The 17,915-nt window shown below is 58.8% G+C and carries 14 protein-coding genes; 5 read left to right on the top strand and 9 right to left on the bottom strand.

Translation table 11 applies throughout. The annotated features are described in order from the left end of the window. Window positions 1–3 precede the first annotated feature (3 nt). The 4 genes from HUO14_RS09540 to HUO14_RS09525 form a co-directional block, all read right to left on the bottom strand. Window positions 4–1,800 (bottom strand): AMP-binding protein, encoded by a 1,797-nt coding sequence (locus HUO14_RS09540; RefSeq protein WP_176279681.1) that lies wholly within the window; start codon window positions 1,798–1,800, stop codon window positions 4–6. Window positions 1,801–1,811: 11 nt separating this feature from the next. After that, window positions 1,812–2,240: a nuclear transport factor 2 family protein gene (locus tag HUO14_RS09535; protein ID WP_176279680.1), complete on the bottom strand. Its 429-nt coding sequence runs from the start codon at window positions 2,238–2,240 to the stop codon at window positions 1,812–1,814. Between the two features lie 86 nt (window positions 2,241–2,326). Then, entirely contained in the window at window positions 2,327–3,556 is a 1,230-nt protein-coding gene (locus tag HUO14_RS09530) for an acetyl-CoA acetyltransferase (RefSeq protein ID WP_176279679.1), read from the bottom strand. 231 nt (window positions 3,557–3,787) lie between these two features. Next, window positions 3,788–4,543 (bottom strand): TetR/AcrR family transcriptional regulator, encoded by a 756-nt coding sequence (locus tag HUO14_RS09525; protein WP_176279678.1) that lies wholly within the window; start codon window positions 4,541–4,543, stop codon window positions 3,788–3,790. Window positions 4,544–4,705: 162 nt separating this feature from the next. Between HUO14_RS09525 and HUO14_RS09520 the strand changes: the two genes are divergently transcribed. From HUO14_RS09520 to HUO14_RS09505, 4 genes are all read left to right on the top strand, one after another. Further along, the gene (locus tag HUO14_RS09520) at window positions 4,706–6,874 is read left to right on the top strand and encodes a TonB-dependent receptor (protein ID WP_176279677.1); all 2,169 of its coding nucleotides are present in this window, start codon (window positions 4,706–4,708) and stop codon (window positions 6,872–6,874) included. 19 nt (window positions 6,875–6,893) lie between these two features. Beyond that, the gene (locus tag HUO14_RS09515; protein WP_176279676.1) at window positions 6,894–7,772 is read left to right on the top strand and encodes an alpha/beta fold hydrolase; all 879 of its coding nucleotides are present in this window, start codon (window positions 6,894–6,896) and stop codon (window positions 7,770–7,772) included. 48 nt (window positions 7,773–7,820) lie between these two features. Beyond that, window positions 7,821–8,954 carry a DUF2817 domain-containing protein gene (locus tag HUO14_RS09510; RefSeq protein ID WP_176279675.1) on the top strand — a complete coding sequence of 378 codons (1,134 nt, stop codon included), beginning with the start codon at window positions 7,821–7,823 and terminating at the stop codon, window positions 8,952–8,954. A 217-nt stretch (window positions 8,955–9,171) separates the two neighbouring features. Then, a complete protein-coding gene (locus HUO14_RS09505; protein WP_176279674.1) occupies window positions 9,172–9,435 on the top strand; it encodes a DksA/TraR family C4-type zinc finger protein in 264 nt (87 codons plus the stop codon). A gap of 21 nt (window positions 9,436–9,456) precedes the next feature. On the opposite strand, the gene HUO14_RS09500 is transcribed toward HUO14_RS09505, so the two are convergent. The 5 genes from HUO14_RS09500 to HUO14_RS09480 all read right to left on the bottom strand — a co-directional run bounded on the left by HUO14_RS09500 (window position 9,457) and on the right by HUO14_RS09480 (window position 14,225). After that, window positions 9,457–11,070 (bottom strand): FMN-binding glutamate synthase family protein, encoded by a 1,614-nt coding sequence (locus HUO14_RS09500; protein ID WP_176279673.1) that lies wholly within the window; start codon window positions 11,068–11,070, stop codon window positions 9,457–9,459. A gap of 62 nt (window positions 11,071–11,132) precedes the next feature. Further along, window positions 11,133–11,354: a hypothetical protein gene (locus HUO14_RS09495; protein ID WP_176279672.1), complete on the bottom strand. Its 222-nt coding sequence runs from the start codon at window positions 11,352–11,354 to the stop codon at window positions 11,133–11,135. A gap of 192 nt (window positions 11,355–11,546) precedes the next feature. Further along, window positions 11,547–12,551: a rod shape-determining protein gene (locus tag HUO14_RS09490; RefSeq protein ID WP_176279671.1), complete on the bottom strand. Its 1,005-nt coding sequence runs from the start codon at window positions 12,549–12,551 to the stop codon at window positions 11,547–11,549. A 100-nt stretch (window positions 12,552–12,651) separates the two neighbouring features. Continuing rightward, the gene (locus tag HUO14_RS09485; RefSeq protein ID WP_176279670.1) at window positions 12,652–13,605 is read right to left on the bottom strand and encodes a DMT family transporter; all 954 of its coding nucleotides are present in this window, start codon (window positions 13,603–13,605) and stop codon (window positions 12,652–12,654) included. Between the two features lie 266 nt (window positions 13,606–13,871). Further along, a complete protein-coding gene (locus HUO14_RS09480; protein ID WP_176279669.1) occupies window positions 13,872–14,225 on the bottom strand; it encodes a UrcA family protein in 354 nt (117 codons plus the stop codon). Between the two features lie 462 nt (window positions 14,226–14,687). Here HUO14_RS09480 and HUO14_RS09475 point away from each other — a divergent pair, with 462 nt between their 5' ends. Next, the gene (locus tag HUO14_RS09475; RefSeq protein ID WP_176279668.1) at window positions 14,688–17,858 is read left to right on the top strand and encodes a TonB-dependent receptor domain-containing protein; all 3,171 of its coding nucleotides are present in this window, start codon (window positions 14,688–14,690) and stop codon (window positions 17,856–17,858) included. The last annotated feature ends 57 nt before the right edge of the window (window positions 17,859–17,915 follow it).

Genomic DNA, 17,915 nt, shown 5'->3' with positions numbered 1-17,915 from the left:
TCCTTATTTGCTCGGGTCGACGCAAAATATCGATGCGGGCGGTGTGTCGGCGTAGAGCTGCTCGACAATGTCTCCGCGGTTTTCGATCACTGCGCGCCGGTTGATACTGCCCTTGTCGGACACTTCCTGGGCCGAGGGATCAGGCGCTGTCGCGAGCAGGGCAAAGCGCTGGATGGTCGCCGACTTGCCGCTGCGATTGGCGTTGAAGGCCTTCAGTTTTTCGGCAATCCGCGGTCCGGCGTCGGCATCTGCCTTGGGGCCGGGCCAGGCCATCATCGTCAGATAGGGCCGGTTGGCGTCGCACAGGACCAGATCCATGATGTCGGGAGAAAGCGCCTTCAGCAAGCTGTCACGCAATTCCCCGCCATAGACCCACGTGCCGTTGGACAATTTGAATTCTTCCGCCAGACGACCGGCAAAGGCGAGACCTTCCTCGAGATTGTCGGGGTTGATCAGTCGCGCCAGATCGCCGGTCTTGTAAAAGCCCTGCTCGTCAAAAACCGCTGCATTTTTCTCCGGCTCGTTGAGATAGCCATTCATCAGATTGCGGCCGTGCAAACGGACTTCATAGCGGCCATCTGTCGGCACCAGCTTTACCGTCACGTCGGGGCACGGCAGGCCGATACCCACTGTCTGAGTCGGGAAATGGATAGTCAGGCAACCGGAGACGGTCTCGGTCATGCCATAGCCGGTGGTCATATGAATCCGGTGACCGGTCTCCGCGACCGCCATTTCCTGTAGCCGGTCGTAGACATTTTGCGGCAGACCCGCTCCGCCATAGAGCATTAGCCGCATTTTCCTGAAGAAGCTCGCGCGTAGCTCGGGATCGTCTTCCATCGCCGCGACCAGCATCGCGTAACCCGATGGCACATTGTTGAAATAGCAGACGGAGATTTCGCGCAAATTGCGGATCGATGTGTCGAACAGTCCCGGCGCGGGTTTCCCCGCATCGATATAGAGCGTGCCGCCTTCGACCAGGCAGGAGCGCAGCACCGAGGCGCCGGCCGCGTGGTGCCAGGGCAACCAGTCCAGCATGACATCATCCCACCCTGCCGCCTTGCCGATCGCGGCAATTGTCTGGGCGGTATTGGCGGCCAGGGCCGTCATGCTGAGCTGGACCACTTTGGGCAGGCCGGTGGAACCCGATGTCATCATATAGCTGGCGACATCGTCCGGATCGATCCGGTTGATCGATTCCTGCACCGCGTTGGTTGCGGCAATGTCGTAAATATCGTGAACAGCCGTGGCTGGCCGCGAAAACAGCTCCGGCTTGTCGGTCAATATCGCAACGTCATCCGCCAGGACCGTCTCTACCGCTTTGACAAATGGCGCCGTCGCCGGTGCGAAAACACATGCAGGATTGGTCATCCTTGCGACATGCGACAGCCGCGCATAGTCGGTTGCCAGAGCAAAGGCCGGGCTCACCGGCGTATGGATGACCCGGGCTGCATAGCATGCGAATTTGACGATGGCCGAATCTATCGAATTTTCCGCCAGTACCAGAACGGCGCGTCCCGCAGGCACATTTTCGATCAGCCAGTTGGCGAGCGAAGCGATCCGCTGGCCGAGCGTGATATAATTGACGACTTCCCAATCATCCTCCCCGTCGCGCTGCGCGAGAGCGATTGTGCCGGCATTATTTTCCACACTCTGGAAAACGGCGCGCGCGACATTGGTCTCGCGCTCAGGCATCGGGATGTTTGATTTGAAGATTATGGTGCCGTCGTCCTGCCGGTCCACATCCAAATCAACGGGCATGAATTCGGCGTCGCGAAACGGCGCGGTTCGGAAATCGGTCATGATTTTTTTGCCTACCGGGCTGGCCGGGCGATGAGCTCTTTGACCTGTTCAGGATAGGGATTGCCCGCTTTCATGTGACTCATGACACCCGAGTCCACATAATCGCGCCAGCCGCTGATCTTGTCTCCGGAATATTCGATGACGCCGGCATAAGGCGCCGCGACGGCGACACCGTCTTTGGTGACATATTCGTCGACGCCTTCGACAAACAGGCGATCGGCGGTTTCGGCTGTCTCGAAAATGCGCCATTTGACTTCGCCGATCGCGCCGCCAAAACGTTCGAGAAAGGCGCGGGCTTCGTCCTTGCCCCTGACCGGCGGTGCGATCGCGGCGGCATAATGCCAGACGATATCATCGCTCATCGCGTCGATCACCGCGTCGATATCCTTGTTTTTCCAGAATTCGATTACGGTCTTGAACTGTTCAAATCGGGTCGACATGTCACTCTCTCCAGATATTTTGATTTTTTTTGAGCAGGCGGCGAGGGCCGCGCCCGCTGTCATGATGATAAGCTCGCGTCTGCCGATCATGCGGCTTCGCGCTCTACGATAAAGCTGACGGTGGTGGTCGTGGAGCCGCCGATATTCAGCGTCTGCGCGCGACGCGCACCTTCGACCTGACAATCGCCGGCCTTTTCGGTGACCTGGTTGGCGGCGTCGAGAACCATGCGCACCCCGGTCGCGCCAACCGGATGGCCCAGACCGATGAGGCCGCCGGACGGGTTGACCGGAATCCGGCCGCCCATTTCGATGCTGCCGTCCTCGATCGCCTTCCATGACTCGCCGGCTTCGGTGATTCCGAGATGATCGATCGCCATATATTCGGTGGTCGCAAAACAATCGTGCGTTTCGACCATGTCGATGGCGTCGATGCCGTCTATCCCGGCGCGGGCGCGGGCGTCGTCCACCGCCCGTTTGACCTGCGGAAAAACATACGGCCCGTCGGCGCTGTTGCGGATTTTCTGCTTGTAGGAAATCGGTGCGGAACGGTGGCCCCAGCCAGAAATGCGCGGGAGGCTTTCCAGGGTTACGCCGTGCTCGTCGGCATATTGCCGGGCCCGTTTTTCCGAAGCGAGAAACAGGACGGCAGCGCCATCGGTAACCTGCCCGCAATCCATCTTGCGGGTGCGGCCTTCGATGACCGGATTGGCTTCGTCATCGGCGGTGAAGCTTTTGTCGGTGAAGGCCCAGTCGCGTGTCTGGGCGTTGGGATTGCGCTTGGCGTTGCCGAAGTTGATCTCGGATATCCGCATCAGATGCTCATATTTCAGACCATAGCGTTCGTCATATTCCTCGGCCAGGTCCGAAAAGGATCGCGGCCAGACATATTCCGCATCCTGATATTCCTGTCCGCGCCACGCAGCAGCGCCCAGATGACCGGCAGCGACACGCCCGGGAACATTGCGCATCTGCTCGAGCCCGAGAACACAGGCCAGATCATAGCGACCGGCTTCGATCTCCGACATGGCAGCGAGGATGGCGACACTGCCGGACGCGCAGGCCGCTTCATGCCGCGCCGTCGGAAGGCCATCAAGCGCCGGATGCGCCTGCCCGAAAAATCCGCCGAGCAGCCCCTGTCCGGCAAACAGCTCCGCAACAAAATTGCCGACGTGACCTGTTTCAATATCTTCTGCATCAAGCTCGGCTTGCGCGAGACCCTTGTGAAGCGTGTCAGCAAAGACCGAGGCGATATCCTCGCCCTGACGTTCCCAATTCCGGGCAAAGTCCGTCTGGCAGCCACCCAAGATATAAACCATGTCATTCTCCTCGTTAGAGGGTATTGTTATACAAGTTACAGGATATTGCAATAGACGTTCATCGGCTTTGACCGCTGAAGAGCAATTAATCTTCGCTTTGGTAAGATGATATTTTATCGACGCGTGGGGCTATGGGCTACCCGAGGAAAGGTTCGCTTCTCCCGGCGAACTGCCTGAAAGCAGCCTGTCGGCAAAGGGCTCGGCTTCAGCCATCGAATATAGTAGCGCAGATCACCGCAAGCGGACTTCATCTTCGATGTCCGATAATATCTTTCCGTCAGCCAGTTTTGCAAAATCCATGGGATTGCGATTTTTGATTATTTTCGCAAATTCCGCTTTGCCCTTCTCGGACAAAAGGCTGCCCAGACTGAGAGTGAAGATGCGGGTTGATAAGATAGAATTGTCAACATCGGGGCGCGTAATCAACTCGACCTGGCCGGTTATATATAAATGGGCCAATCCATAGGCTGACGACTGCAGCACGGTGTGGGCAATTTCGAGGTCGGTTTCCGCCAGAAGTCCATTCTCGATGCAATCCTGCAGCAAATCGGTGATGCGCTTGATGGAGCGGCTGCGCTCTTCGAGATAGGTCGAGGATGCCAATATTTCGTTGGTTTCGAGATTCTTGATCAGCAGGAAATAGCCGGACCGCGTTATTGAAAAGAGCGTATAGGCTTCCAGAATGGCCAGAATGTCGGCCAATGGCGTGCCGCCGGTCGTCTTGATGGCATGCTCCCGCAATTCTCTTTGCAGCTGGTAGCCTCGAACTGCGGTTTCGACCAACAGGGCGTCCTTATTTTCGAAATGCCGGTAAATGGCGGGCTGGGATGTGCCTACCAGCTTCGCAACTTCCTTGAGCTGGAAGGCCAGACTTCGCTTTTCCTCGATCAATCTGGCCACCGAATCGATGATGGCATTGCGCAAGTCGCCATGGTGGTAACGCATTTTTTTCAGGGGTTTATCGGGTTTCTGGGGATGGCGTTCCATGGTGAAGCTCTATCTACGAAGGCCCAAAAAACGGTGAGCGATTGTCAGGACTTGACATCCTAATGTTAATCGAGATAACAATCCAATGTTAATTAAATTAACATAGCTTCAATAGGATCATTTGTTTCCTTCGGGCACATTTGATCGGAATAGGGGGAAGTCATGAAATTGGGATTGCTTTTGACCACAGGTGCGCTGGCGCTTGCCGCAACGAGCACCGAGGTGCGTGCGCAAGCGGCGAGCGGCGTCGCGGACGATTCGTCCAACACAATCGTGGTCACGGCGCGAAAGCGCGAAGAGCGCGCGATCGATGCTCCGTTGTCCGTGCAGGTCTTCTCGGCCGTCTCGCTGGAGCGCGACCGGGTCGACAATGTCGAGGATCTTGTCGGGCGGACTCCCAATCTGTCGCTCAGTTCCAACGTGCTTTCGCCGGGCAATGATTTCCTCAATATTGCGATCCGCGGGGTCGGCGCGCAAGGCGCCGGGGTGCCGGCGGTCGGAACCTTTGTCGATGGAGCCTTCGTGCCATCCCTGTCTTTCGACATCGGCTTCATGGATGTGGAGAGGGTGGAAGTCTTGCGCGGGCCCCAAGGCACCTTGTTCGGTCGCAATACGCAAGGCGGTGCCCTGAACATCGTGCTTCGCCGCCCGGATGAAGAGACGCGCGGACGTCTGGCGCTGACCTTCGACGAATTCGAATCGGCGCGCGCGCAGGCTGCGCTGTCTGGCCAGATATCGGACAATTTCTTTGGTTCGATTGCGGCGGATGTCTCCACCACCAACGGCTATCTTCGCAACAATGTGGTGGCCAATGCCGCGGGGGCCAACGGACAGGGCCGCACGGTATCGGCAAATGCCAGTGACAGATATTCCGGCCGTCTGGCCTTGCGCTACAATCCCGACAACGGTCTGGACATCAATCTGGCGATTGACGGATCTCGCAAAAGCGGCCTCGATGGCTATCCCGGCGTCCCGCGCGGCAGCGAAGACTATATCGTGCGCAGCGATTTTCAGATTGACGGAACGACCGAGAATATCGGTGGCGCGCTGACAATCGAGAATGATTTTGGAAATGTCGCGCTAACGCTGATCAGCGCTTTCCGCGACATTTCCACCGAGCTGCCATTTGATTTTGACGGTTCGCCGGAGCGCGGCCCCAATCTGCAGGATATCCAGAGCGAACAGACGCTCTTTTCGCAGGAAGTTCGCCTCGACGGCGGATTTGGAGACAGGCTGAGCTGGCTGGTCGGTGCCTATGCCTTTCGCGAAGACTCGCTGACCGACAGATCGGTCCAATTGCTGGACATTGATGCCTTTCCCGGAGGGTTGACGGTCGATGCCCAGCGTCAGGATTTGACGCGCGACGGCTTTGCGCTTTTCGCTGATCTGCAATGGCGGCCGGTCGACTGGCTCGAAATCGGAGGTGGCCTGCGCTATGCCCGCGAGTCCGTTGATTCCGATGTGGTTCTGGATTTTGCCCTGCCCGGCATCGTAGCGATCAGCGAAACGGGAAGCGGGTCGTTGACCGATTCCAATATTTCGCCGACCGTATCCATAAGAGCCAATCTTACCGACGATCTGGCGACCTATGCGCGCTATGCTCGCGGCTTTAAGGCGGGGGGATTCCCGCTCGCCCCGGCCAGCGCCACGACCAATATATCCTTCGGGCCCGAAACCTCGGACAATTACGAAATCGGTCTGAAAGGATCGTCTCTTGGCGGAATTCTGGACTTCAATTTTGCCCTGTTCCGCATCGACCTTTCCGATCAGCAGCTTTCGACCATCGTCTTTCTCAACGGTGATCCGAATCTGCCGGTGGCATCGGTCGGCAATGCCGGCAGCAGTCGATCGGAAGGCTTTGAACTTGATATGGCGATCCGGCCGTCGCCCTGGATCACCCTGGGCGGCAACGTTGGCTATACCGATGCAACATATCGCTCCTACCTCGATACCGTGGGGGCGGACCGGTCCGGGGAGCGTTTTCCTTTCGTGCCCGAATGGACCGCCGAACTATATGGCCGGGCGACCATTCCGATCGGCGATTTTGGTGACCTGACGCTGGGCGCCAATTTTCGCCACGTCGGCGATATTCTTTCGGGAAGCGGTGTGGATGTTGATCTGCAATTCCCGGTTCAATCCTACGAGGTGCTTGACCTGACGGCGTCGCTTGAACATGAAAATTTCCGGCTCGATCTGTTTGTTGACAATGTGACGGACGAATTCATCGAAACGCGGGTGTTCAACGCGTTCTTCTTTGCAGATCCGAGGCCATTCTCGATCACCCAACCGCCGCGCCGGTTCGGTTTTCGTATCGTCTATGATTTCCGGTGATAGCGGTGGAGCAGGATGAATGAACGCACCAGGACATAGAGAGGTCTCGCAGCAGGCTTCTGCCCTGCGGCGGGTCGGGGAGGAGCGCAGAGCGACGATCGACGGGGTTTCGCTGCGCTATTGGGAAGTGCGCCGGGGACCGCGCTATCTGATATTTCTGCATGGAAATTCCATGTGCAAAGAGGTGTTCTATCGCCAGTTTGACGCTTTCTCGGGCGGCGAATGGTCGCTTCTTGCGATAGACCTGCCGGGTCATGGCGGGTCTTCCGATGCGGCCGATCCGGCTAGCCAGTATACAATCCCCGGCTATGCCGATCTTGTGCTGCAATTGCTGGCGGAACTGGAGATTGCCAATCCCGTCATTCTGGGCTGGTCACTGGGTGGCAATATTGCCCTCGAATTGGCCAGCCGGGGGACGGCGATCGCCGGGATCATGCTGGTCGGCACACCGCCGGTCGGGCCGGGCACGCCTGATTTTGCCGCAGCCTTCCAGGCCCGGGCGCTCGAATCGCCGGCGATGGGGGCGGAGGCGACAGATCAGGAACTTGTTGACTTCGTGCAGGATGCCGTGGGGTCTCTCGATTCTGTCCCCGAATGTTTTGCGGCGGCGGCCATCCGCACCGATGGCCGTGCCCGGGAAACTATGGGAACGCACTGGGCCGAAGGAACAAGTGGCCATGACCAGTTATCCGTCATCGCCAACTGGCAGGGACCGATCGCCTGCGTGATGGGGCAGGATGATGCACTGGCCAGGGTCGACTTTGTCGAGAAGGCCGACTGGGGCAATCTCTGGAAGGATGAAGTCCAAGTGCTTCCCGGCAGCTCGCACGCGCCCTTCCTGCATGATCCGGGGCGGTTCAACCTGCTCCTGCGGGACTTTCTCGAATCTTCAGGCTGACCAGACGGCCTGAATTTTGCGAACAGCTCGAGTTAAAGGAACATTATAATGCCCCACCAGCCAGACGAGCTTGCTGTCGGTCGCTGCTTTTCATCAAGTTACAAGGATGCGCGCGCCCGCTTCATTGCGGCTTGCGACAAGGCTGGCGCCGAGGTGAAAAGCTATGTTCACCCCGACCAGTTTGGACCCGATCAGGAAGAGCTGGCCACGGATGTGGCGCGGTTCGGGCCGGAAGGGGCGAAGCGTCTCGGCATTTTCCTCTGCGGCACCCATGGGCTGGAAGCGGCAGCAGGTGCGGCAACCTTTCTCTACTGGCTGGAAAATGGCGGACCGGCGGAATTGCCGGACGATATCTCTGTGGTGCTGGTGCACGCGGTCAATCCTTACGGCTGGGCGCATTCTACCAGGGGCGACGAGAATAATGTCGATGTGAATCGCAATTGTTTCGATCACTCCCGCGGCCCAACCCACAATAAAAATTACCGTGCGCTGCATCCGTTGCTGACGCAATATGGCGCTTCGGAAAATGCGGTTGAGAAAGCGCTCGCCAATTTTCATGTCTATTGTGAGGAATGGGGCACTGCCCAGGGCTTCGAGGGCTTTGCGGCGGGCCAATATGAATTCCCGGATGGGCTGAGCTACGGCGGACAGGAAGCGAGCTGGTCGTACAAGAGCCTGCTGCGCCTATTGGATGATTTCCGGGGTGCGGCACAATCGGTCGTTGTCATCGACTGGCACACCGGCATCGGAGACTTTGGCGAACCCTTCATCATCGTGAACCCGGCTGGACAAAAGTCGACATTTGCGAGCGCGGAGGACTGCTGGGGCCCGTCCCATGTCAATCCCGATGATATTTACGGAGAAGGCGTTTCCATTTCGCACAGCGGTCTGGTCATTTCTGCTGCGGAAGAAGCGTTGCGCGACGGGAAGGACAAAAAAATCCTGGGGGCGGTCATCGAATGGGGGACTTTCGATATCGACACGATGTTCGGGGCGTTGCTGATCGATCGCTTTTTGCGAAGCGATGCCGGCCAGATCAACGATGCCGAGCGACGGACCCTGCAACGCCGGGCCATAGAGAGTTTCATTCCCGCCGATCCTGAGTGGCGCCGGTCGGTGCTTGCCCAGTCGACGGAGATATATCGCAGGACGATCCGCTATCTCGTGGACACGCCTTTATAGTGAGGTCTCATGGTGAGGCAAATTCAGGCGCAGGTTGAGGGGCCCGGAACCCTTCATCGAGCCGGCCAGGCGATCCGTAACCATGGCGTCACAAATCATCCGGGGCGAGAATGGTCGCGTGCTTGCGAAGGAATATGCAGAAGCAGGGACCGGTTGAATGCGGCGATCCCATTCTTATATCTGACAGACTAATCACAAGATGGTCAAAGGATATAAAATGGCAGGCGGTTGGGCACGCGATGGCGCGGTGCAGGATCAGATCGACGATACGATATCCGACGCGGTAAAGCGCGCGCGGGCGGATATGCCGTCGGGAGAAGCCGCCAGATATTGCGCGGAATGCGGCGAGGAGATTCCCGAGGCGCGCCGGCTCGCCCTGCCCGGCACGCGGACCTGTGTGGTCTGCCAGTCGGCTCGCGATGCGGACCGGAAGAGTGCCGGGATCAACCGGCGGGGCAGCAAGGACAGCCAGCTCCGCTAGGCCTGTCGTCGTCCCGCCGTCTCAGTCATAGCTCGTCTGGCGCATATCCGGGAGCGCCCGAAAACTCTCGGCCTGCGCCGCCGCCCAGAAACGGGCATAAGGCGTGGCGTCCGGCGTATCGACCAGCGCATTGGCCTTGAGGAACGGATAGATCTGGTCAATCGAACTGGATTTGACCGCATTCAGGCGTTCATGCAGATGGTGGGGACGGATTTGCGAGGGATTGTCGAGCCCCATCGAAACCACAATATCGCGCAGAGCGGCAGCGGTTTCCTTCTGAAACCGGTGCACGCGCTCGGCCTTGTCCTCGACGACCAGACCGCGCTGGCGCGAGACGCTCTGGGTCGCGATACCGGTCGGGCAATTGCCGGTATGGCATTGCAGGGACTGGACGCAGCCGAGCGAAAACATGAAGCCGCGGGCGGCGTTGGACCAGTCCGCGCCCAGCGCCGCGTTCATCGCGAGGCTGGCGCCGCTGATCACCTTGCCCGATGCGGCGAGCCGGACATCGCCGCGCAGACCGGCGCCGATCAGCGCGTTGTTGACCAGTATCAAGCCTTCGCGGAGCGGCATGCCGACGCGGTCGGACAGTTCCACCGGTGCGGCTCCGGTGCCGCCCTCGCCGCCGTCGACGACAATGAAATCAAGCCTGATGCCGGTTTGCAGCATCGCTTTCATCAGCGCAAAAATCTCGTGCGGCTGACCCACGCATAATTTTATCCCGACCGGCTTGCCGCCGGACAGGCGGCGCAGCTGCTCGACAAAATCGAGCAGTTCGAGCGGGGTGGTAAAGGCTGTGTGGGCGGCGGGTGAAATGCAGTCCTTGCCTTCCGGAACATCACGCGTTTTCGCAATCTCGGCGGTAACCTTCGCACCGGGGAGCATCCCGCCCTTGCCGGGCTTGGCGCCCTGGCTGAGCTTGATCTCGATCATCTTGATCTGGTCGAGCACCGCGGTTCCGGCGAATTTGTCGGGATCGAAACTGCCGTCGTCGCTGCGGCATCCGAAATAGCCGCTGCCGATTTCCCAGACGATATCGCCGCCATGTTTGGCGTGATAGGGACTGAAACCGCCTTCACCCGTGTCGTGATAGAAGCCGCCCTTTTGCGCGCCCAGGTTCAGGGTTTCGATCGCCTTTGCGCTGAGCGAGCCAAAGCTCATCGCCGAAATATTGAGGATCGCGGCCGAATAGGGCTGCTTGCACTGGGGCCCGCCGACATCGACCCGGAATTCGCTGGCGGCCCGTTCATTCGGCATCATCGAATGGTTGAGCCAGTCATATTCCTCGGAATAGACATTCAGTTCGGTGCCAAAGGGATGGGAGGAAATATCCCCCTTGGCCCGCGCATAGACCAGCGCGCGATCATTATGATTGAACGGCCTGCCGTCGAGATCGCTTTCCACGATATAGGAGCGCAGATAGGGACGCAGATCCTCGAAAAACCAGCGCATGTGGGCGATGACCGGATAATTGCGACGCAGCGTGTGGCTGGTCTGGACCATATCCCAAAGCGCAACGGCGAGGACCAGGAGCACGGGCACCAGCAGCCAGATCAGCCAGGGATTGGCCGGAAGCAGGATGCCCAGCAGGGCCGCCGCCGCAACCAGCAATATCGGAACCACAAATCTTATCATTTTCTACTCCGGAAATTCCATTCAGACAAATGCCGTCGCGCCTCTGGCAGCCCTGTGTCGGACTAGTTGTGCCGACGGACCAGTTCGCCGGTATCGATGATTTCAAAAGTCATTCCATCGATATAGCCAACCGGTTCGTCATCGGCGGTCACCAGCCTCCGGGCGCCCGGATAATGCCGAACGCCACTGTCCACATCCACGATCCTGAAATGCTGATATTCGATGACATAGAGACCGGAACCATCATTGGCGATGCATCGGTAGTGGGCAAGCTCTTTCTCCATGGCGTCAGTCCCGGGTTGCATTCGGATCATCGGGCGGTGCGACGCCAACGATGCGCAACATCCGTTCGGTTCCGGCACGGTCCGGCCAGGCAATCATTCTCGATATCGCCCGAGAGGAATGGTCAAGGCCTATGCAAGATATGATGGAGCGGAGATCAGTGAAGTCAATCGGGTGGATCGGTTACGCGATGGCTAATGGACCAGGCCACTGTGCAAACCGTAGGCGACACAGGATTTTGATTGATTCGCTATCGCGACCGGAACCCCGATCCTGTCGGTCAGGGTCTGGCCGATCAGGCTGATCGCCGCACTGCCACCGGTCAGCAGAATGCCGCTCGAATAAATATCATCGCATAGTTCGGGGGCGGTGTTGCTCAACAGATTGGCCGACATATCGGCGATCGCGTCAATATGCCTGCCGACCAGCGCTGCCAGTTCCCGCGCCGGAATCGACCGGGTCTCGGGCAGGCCGTTCGTCATATTCCGGCCCTTGACGTCGATCGATCCGCTTGCTCCGGCGTCCGCGATCATCTGATCGACGAGTGTCAGTTTTGTCTCTTCCGCCATATTCTGACCGATCAGGAACTTGTGCTTGAAGTGGAGATGATCGATGATCGACCGGTCGAGACTGTCGCCACCCTTTCGGATCGCGGCGCGACCGCACAGACCACCGAGAGACAGAACAACCGCCTCGGTCAGACCCGCGCCGCATTCGAGAATCATCGTACCGGTCGGCGAGTCGATTTCTATACCGGCGCCCTGCGCAGCGGCGATGGTTTCCTCGACCAGGCTGACCGAGGATATCCCGGCATCTCTTGCTGCCGTCATCAGCGCGTTGCGCTCGGCGCTGGTTGCGTCGGTCGGAACCCCGATCGTCGCCGTCAGACGTCCTCTGCGCGGCTTGCCGATACTCGCCTGAATGGCATATTCCAGAAACGCCCGCGTGGCGTCGATATCATTGAGGACGCCAAAGCTGAGCGGGCGAACCACGTCGAGATCATTTGTGTCATGACCGCGCATCTTTACCGCGTCCAGCCCTGCGGCGACCAGTTTTTTGCTGCCCGTGTCACCGGAGAAACAGCACAGGGTCGGTTCATCAAAGACAATCCCCTCTGCTGCGGTCATGATGCGCGTGTTGGCCGTGCCGAGATCAATCGCGATATCGGGCTTATGTTTTCTGGTCAGGATTTTGTACATCAAGGGATTTTAGACCGCATCAGCCAGACTGTCAGCATTATTCGTGACGATCTTTGCCGGTTCGGAAATATGGCGGGGAACGCGGGCCCTGCGAATCACTCTAGCCCTTGGCATTGGCGAGCGGTGGAGAAGCAGCCCCCTTCCCCGCCACGAATATCCCGGTGAAAATCAGCCCGATGCCCGCGATGTGAAACGCATAGAGGCGTTCGCCAAGAAACAGCATGGCGAGGCCTGCGCCCATTACCGGCAGGATATTCATGAACTGCCCGGTAGTCGCGGCCCCGATCAGCTGGACGCCGCGGTTGAAGAAGAGATAGGCGAAGAAGGACGGGAAAATGGCGACATAGGCGATCGCCAGCGCGCTTTCGCGCGAGGCTATGATCAAATGCCCGCGGATGATTTCCGCGGCATAAAAGGGGACGATACAGACCAGCCCGATCATCAGGGTTGCCGCGAGGAAGCTGAACGGATGAACGTCCGGCCGGTGGCGCAGCATGACCGCATAGACCGACCAGAGCAGCACCGCGAAGGCGATGATCGCATCACCGCGATTGAGGTCCAGCGCCATCAATGCCGCAGGATTGCCCTGCGATATGATCGCCAGAACGCCCGCCAGCGAGATAATCACACCGGCGATCTGGCGAACGCTGACATGGTCTTTCATCAGCAAAGCCGCCACTATCAGGATCAGCGCGGGCTGGGCGGCCTGCAGCAACATCGCGTTGAGCGCCATTGTCGACTGGAGGCCGGTGTAGAGCAGCGTGTTGAACGCGCCGATGCCCAATGCGCCGAGCAGCAACATGATTCGCCAATTGGCCCTGAGTGCCGGCCAGTCGCGCTTGAGATGCGGCCAGGCCAGCGGGAGCACGAGCAGCAGCGCCAGACTCCAGCGCCAGAACGCGAGCGAGGCTGGCGGTATCAGGTCCCGCGCGGCACGGCCGACGATACTGTTCCCCGCCCAGAAAAGTGCGGTGAAGGAAAGCAGGACATAAGCGTTGGACCAAAAGAGAGCACCGGTCCGCCGGGCCACGGAAAGCCGCTGCAGATCGCTCATGAAAATACGACCTTGCGAATGCCGCCCGGACCTCGCGTTGCCAGGCAAATTTGGACCCGGCCGGGCGGTGGGGCAGATTGTGGCCGATAGGGTTCTGCTCCGGGCATTGCTCCTATTATGACACCCGCTGCGATAAGCAAGCGCCGCAATGCCCGGGCGGCCAGACAAAAATAAACCCCGGTGTAAGGGCACCGGGGCATTGTCGAAGTTTATTTGGCCAAATGGAGCTGCTTCATTTGGGGTTGGCAGCTCTCGTATTTCTCGAATTATCTGCGGATCACCATCGCGGTTTCCTTGAGCTTGCCCGCCGCCGCTTCTGCCATGATCGTCACGCTGGCCTGTCGCGCCGACGTGCTGGCTTCCTCCCAGCATTGGTTGTGATCCATCCTGTCTTTGATCGAGCGCGTGTCATAGGTCCCGCAGACGGAACGGATCGCGCCTCTGATGCGGCCTTGCAGGGTTGCCTTGCCCTCGTCGCTCAGCAAATTGAGGTCACCATATTCGACGGTTGCGGTACGTACCTCGCGCCACTGCGCGCTGGCGGCAGTGGATGTTCCGGTTGCAACCAATATCGCGCAAGTTGCGGCAAAGACTGTTCGGGGGAATATTGATCTCTTCATTTTTAACTCTCCAATATCTGGATCAGTCATTTTTGATTACTTGGATCAACCGTGACAATCATCAGGACTTCGACAAACCCCCATGCAATTGTCGACAGGCTTCGACCGGCTTCGACCAACGGCAAATCTACGTCGATCAATGTAACTGTTTGTAACCCTTGCAACTAATTTGTGATTGCCCGCCTGCATTCAAGGCGGCGAAAAGCCCTGTTTTTGGACGCTAGCGGCTATCATACATAATAAAGGAGTCTCCGACGGCACAGCGGTCGCGCTGTCCGTGACTGTTGCAGAAAAGTTACAAATACAAAAATATTTGGTTGCAATCCCACAGCTTTTCTTGCGCGGCGGAAATTGTGTGGCTAATAAAAATCACCAACAAAGCTGTAAGGGCAGCTTTCATAACAGACCTTGATGCATGAGTGGCCACTCATGCGTCGGGGTCGATATTGAAAGGCTCGACCCATGAAGAATGCACGCTTTTACAAATTGCAAACCACCGTCGCTCCCATCGCTCTCAGTCTCGCGCTGATTGCATCGCCAGCGGCTGCGCAAGATATCAATGCCGACAATATGGACGCCGACAGCGCCGATACGTCTGCCGCAGGCGATGATGCGCTCATCGTCGTTACCGGCTCCCGTATCGCGCGCCCGGACGTAGAGGCCTCGTCTCCCGTAGCGGTGGTGAGCAGTCAGGACATCAAGCTACAGGGCACGACGCGGATCGAGGATGTTCTCAATTCGCTGCCTGCAGTCGCCGCCAGCCAGGCATCCTCGCTCGCCAACGGTGCAGACGGTACCGCGACGGTCGATCTGCGCGGCCTCGGCTCCACCCGTACACTCACGTTGATAAATGGCCGCCGGCTCGTCCCGGGCGATCCGTCCCCGACCAGTGGTTCGGCAGCCGACATCAACATCATCCCCGCCGCGATGCTCAAGCAGGTTGAAGTGCTGACCGGCGGCGCTTCTTCGGTATATGGTGCAGACGCTGTGGCCGGGGTTGTCAACTTCATCATCGACGATGAATTCGAAGGCTTCCGGATCGACGCCCAATATGGAGTCTACCAGCACGACAATAACAACCAGTTCATCCGGCCGTTTCTCGATGCCCGCGGATTTCCGTTTCCCGACGGGAACACGGTTGATGGCGGTTCGATCGATGCCACGGTCGCCTTCGGATCAAAATTTGCCGATGATCGTGGTCATTTCATGATCTATGGCGGCTATCGCAAGATCAATGCGGTGACCCAGGCCGAACGGGACTTCAGCTCATGCGTTCTGCAAAATGTTGCCGGGGGAGCCAATCGTTGCGGCGGTTCAGCGACGACACCAAATGGCAATGTGCTGGTGTTCGACACCGCCGTCACCACCGGAACTTCAACCTTCTACACGTTCGCGCCCAATCGCGGATTCGTGAACGGGCTGGGCGTCTTCAACTTCGCACCCTTCAACCATTTCCAGCGTCCCGACGAGCGGTTTACCGGCGGGGCCTTTGTCAAATATGAGGTCAGCGACTCGTTCCGTCCCTATATGGAATTCCAGTTCATGGACAACCAGACCGTGGCCCAGATCGCTCCATCGGGCAACTTCGGCAACACTCTGACCCTGAACTGCGACAACCCGCTGATGTCGGCAGCACAAAGAGCGGTCATCTGCGACACCGACAATCTGATCAGCGGCTATGTCGGCACCTTCCCGGCGGCGACCACGGCGCCGTTCAATCCAGACCCGACCGCGCCTCCGATCGATTTTGCGGATGGTCAGGGCGGAACCTATAATCAGGGCTATGCGCTCACTCTCCGTCGCAACCTGGAAGGTGGTCCGCGTCGCTCCAATCTGGGTCACACGACCTATCGCGGCGTCATCGGCGCGAATGGCGATATTTCGGATGTGTGGAGCTACGATGCCTATTATCAATATGGCAAGGTCGAATATTCGCAAGTCTATGACAATGAATTCTCGATCGCCCGCCTGGTCCGGGCCCTCGATGCGGTGACCGACAATCGCCCCGGCAGCCCGACCCAGGGACAGGTGGTTTGCCGCTCGCTGATCACCGCTGGCGACACGGACTGTGTTCCCTATGACCTGTTCGCAGGCGAAGGCGGAGCGAGCCAGGCTGCGGTCAACTATCTCAACGTGTCGGGCTTCCAGAACGGCGAAACGACCGAGCAGGTTGCCAATATCTCCTTCACCGGTGACCTGACAGACTATGGGGCTGTGTTTCCATGGGCGCAGGACGGCGTGCGAGTGAATGTCGGCGGCGAATGGCGCAAGGAGACGCTCGAGCTGAAGGTCGACACCGCCTTTGCCACCGGTGACCTGACCGGCCAGGGCGGCGCAACCCTGCCGCTTGCGGGCAGTTTCGATGTTATCGAGTTTTTTGCCGAAACGCAGATTCCGATCATTCAGGACGGCTTTATCGACCTGTTCGAGATCAATGCCGGCTATCGTCGCTCGCATTATGAAACCAGCGCCGACCGAACCTACAATACCGACACGTTCAAGATCGGCGCCGAACTGGCACCGGTTCCGGACATTCGCTTTCGTGCGGTTTACAACCAGGCCGTGCGGGCACCGAATATCCAGGAGCTGTTCCGGACGGCGGCGGTCGGGCTGAGCGGCTCGAACGATCCCTGTGCCGGTTTCACCATCACCGCCACCAATTACGGTTGTCTCGCGCAGGGCCTGACGGTTGGCCAGGGCGTGACGCCAAATCCGGCGGGACAATATAACGGCCTGCTCGGCGGCAATGCCGATCTCCAGCCCGAAACGGCGAAGACGTGGACGGCCGGTGTCGTGCTCCAGCCCAGTTTCATCCCGGGACTGTCGCTGACCGTCGACTATTTCAATATCGAGGTAGACGATGCGATCCGCACCTTCGGGGTTGATGCCGTGCTCAACAATTGTGTCACCAACGCTTCGGCGACCTTTACGCCTGAATCATGCGCGCTCATCAACCGCGATGCCGCGGGCTCGCTGTGGCTGACGCCCAACGGCTTCACGGTCGACCTGCCGAACAATGTCGGTCGTCTCCAGACCTCGGGCATTGAAGTCGGTGGCCGATATTCCGTACCGGTCAGTTTTGGCACCATCTCCTTTTCGATGAACGGCACCTATCTCGACTCCTATGAAGTCGAGAATGGGCTCACCAACGCGGACGGCAGCCAGGTCAGCTATGATTGCGCAGGCCTCTATGGTCCTACCTGCAGCGTGGGCGGAACATCGGATGCGGGCGCTCCGCTTCCTCGCTGGCGCCACAAGGCCCGTGTATCGCTGAACACGGACTCCGGCATCGGGGGGTCGATCCAGTGGCGCTATGTCGGCAAGGTGACGGCCGAAACCGTCTCCTCCTTTGCCGCCCTGAACCCCGGCGGGCTTACCGACCATGCCGGACCCGGCACCCGTATCCCGTCATTCAACTATATCGATGCCGTGCTGTCGTTCGATCTGCAGGAGACATTCCAGTTCCGTCTCGGCGTCAACAACCTGTTTGACAAGGAGCCGCCACTGGTGACCTCCGGCGGTGGCGGAACCCCTAACCTGTGCCCTACCGGTCCGTGCAACGGGAACACCTATCCGGCAACCTGGGACGCGCTCGGACGCTATTTCTTCGCCGGCGTCACGCTCGACTTCTGAAACCGGGCGGATCCATGATATTGGGGGGTTGCAGCGGAGCAACCCTCCATCTTCATC

Origin of the sequence: Parasphingorhabdus flavimaris, assembly GCF_013371215.1 — a bacterium.
GTDB lineage: Bacteria > Pseudomonadota > Alphaproteobacteria > Sphingomonadales > Sphingomonadaceae > Parasphingorhabdus > Parasphingorhabdus flavimaris.
Note: the sequence above shows the minus strand (reverse complement) of the source record. Positions and strands in the feature narration are given on the sequence as shown.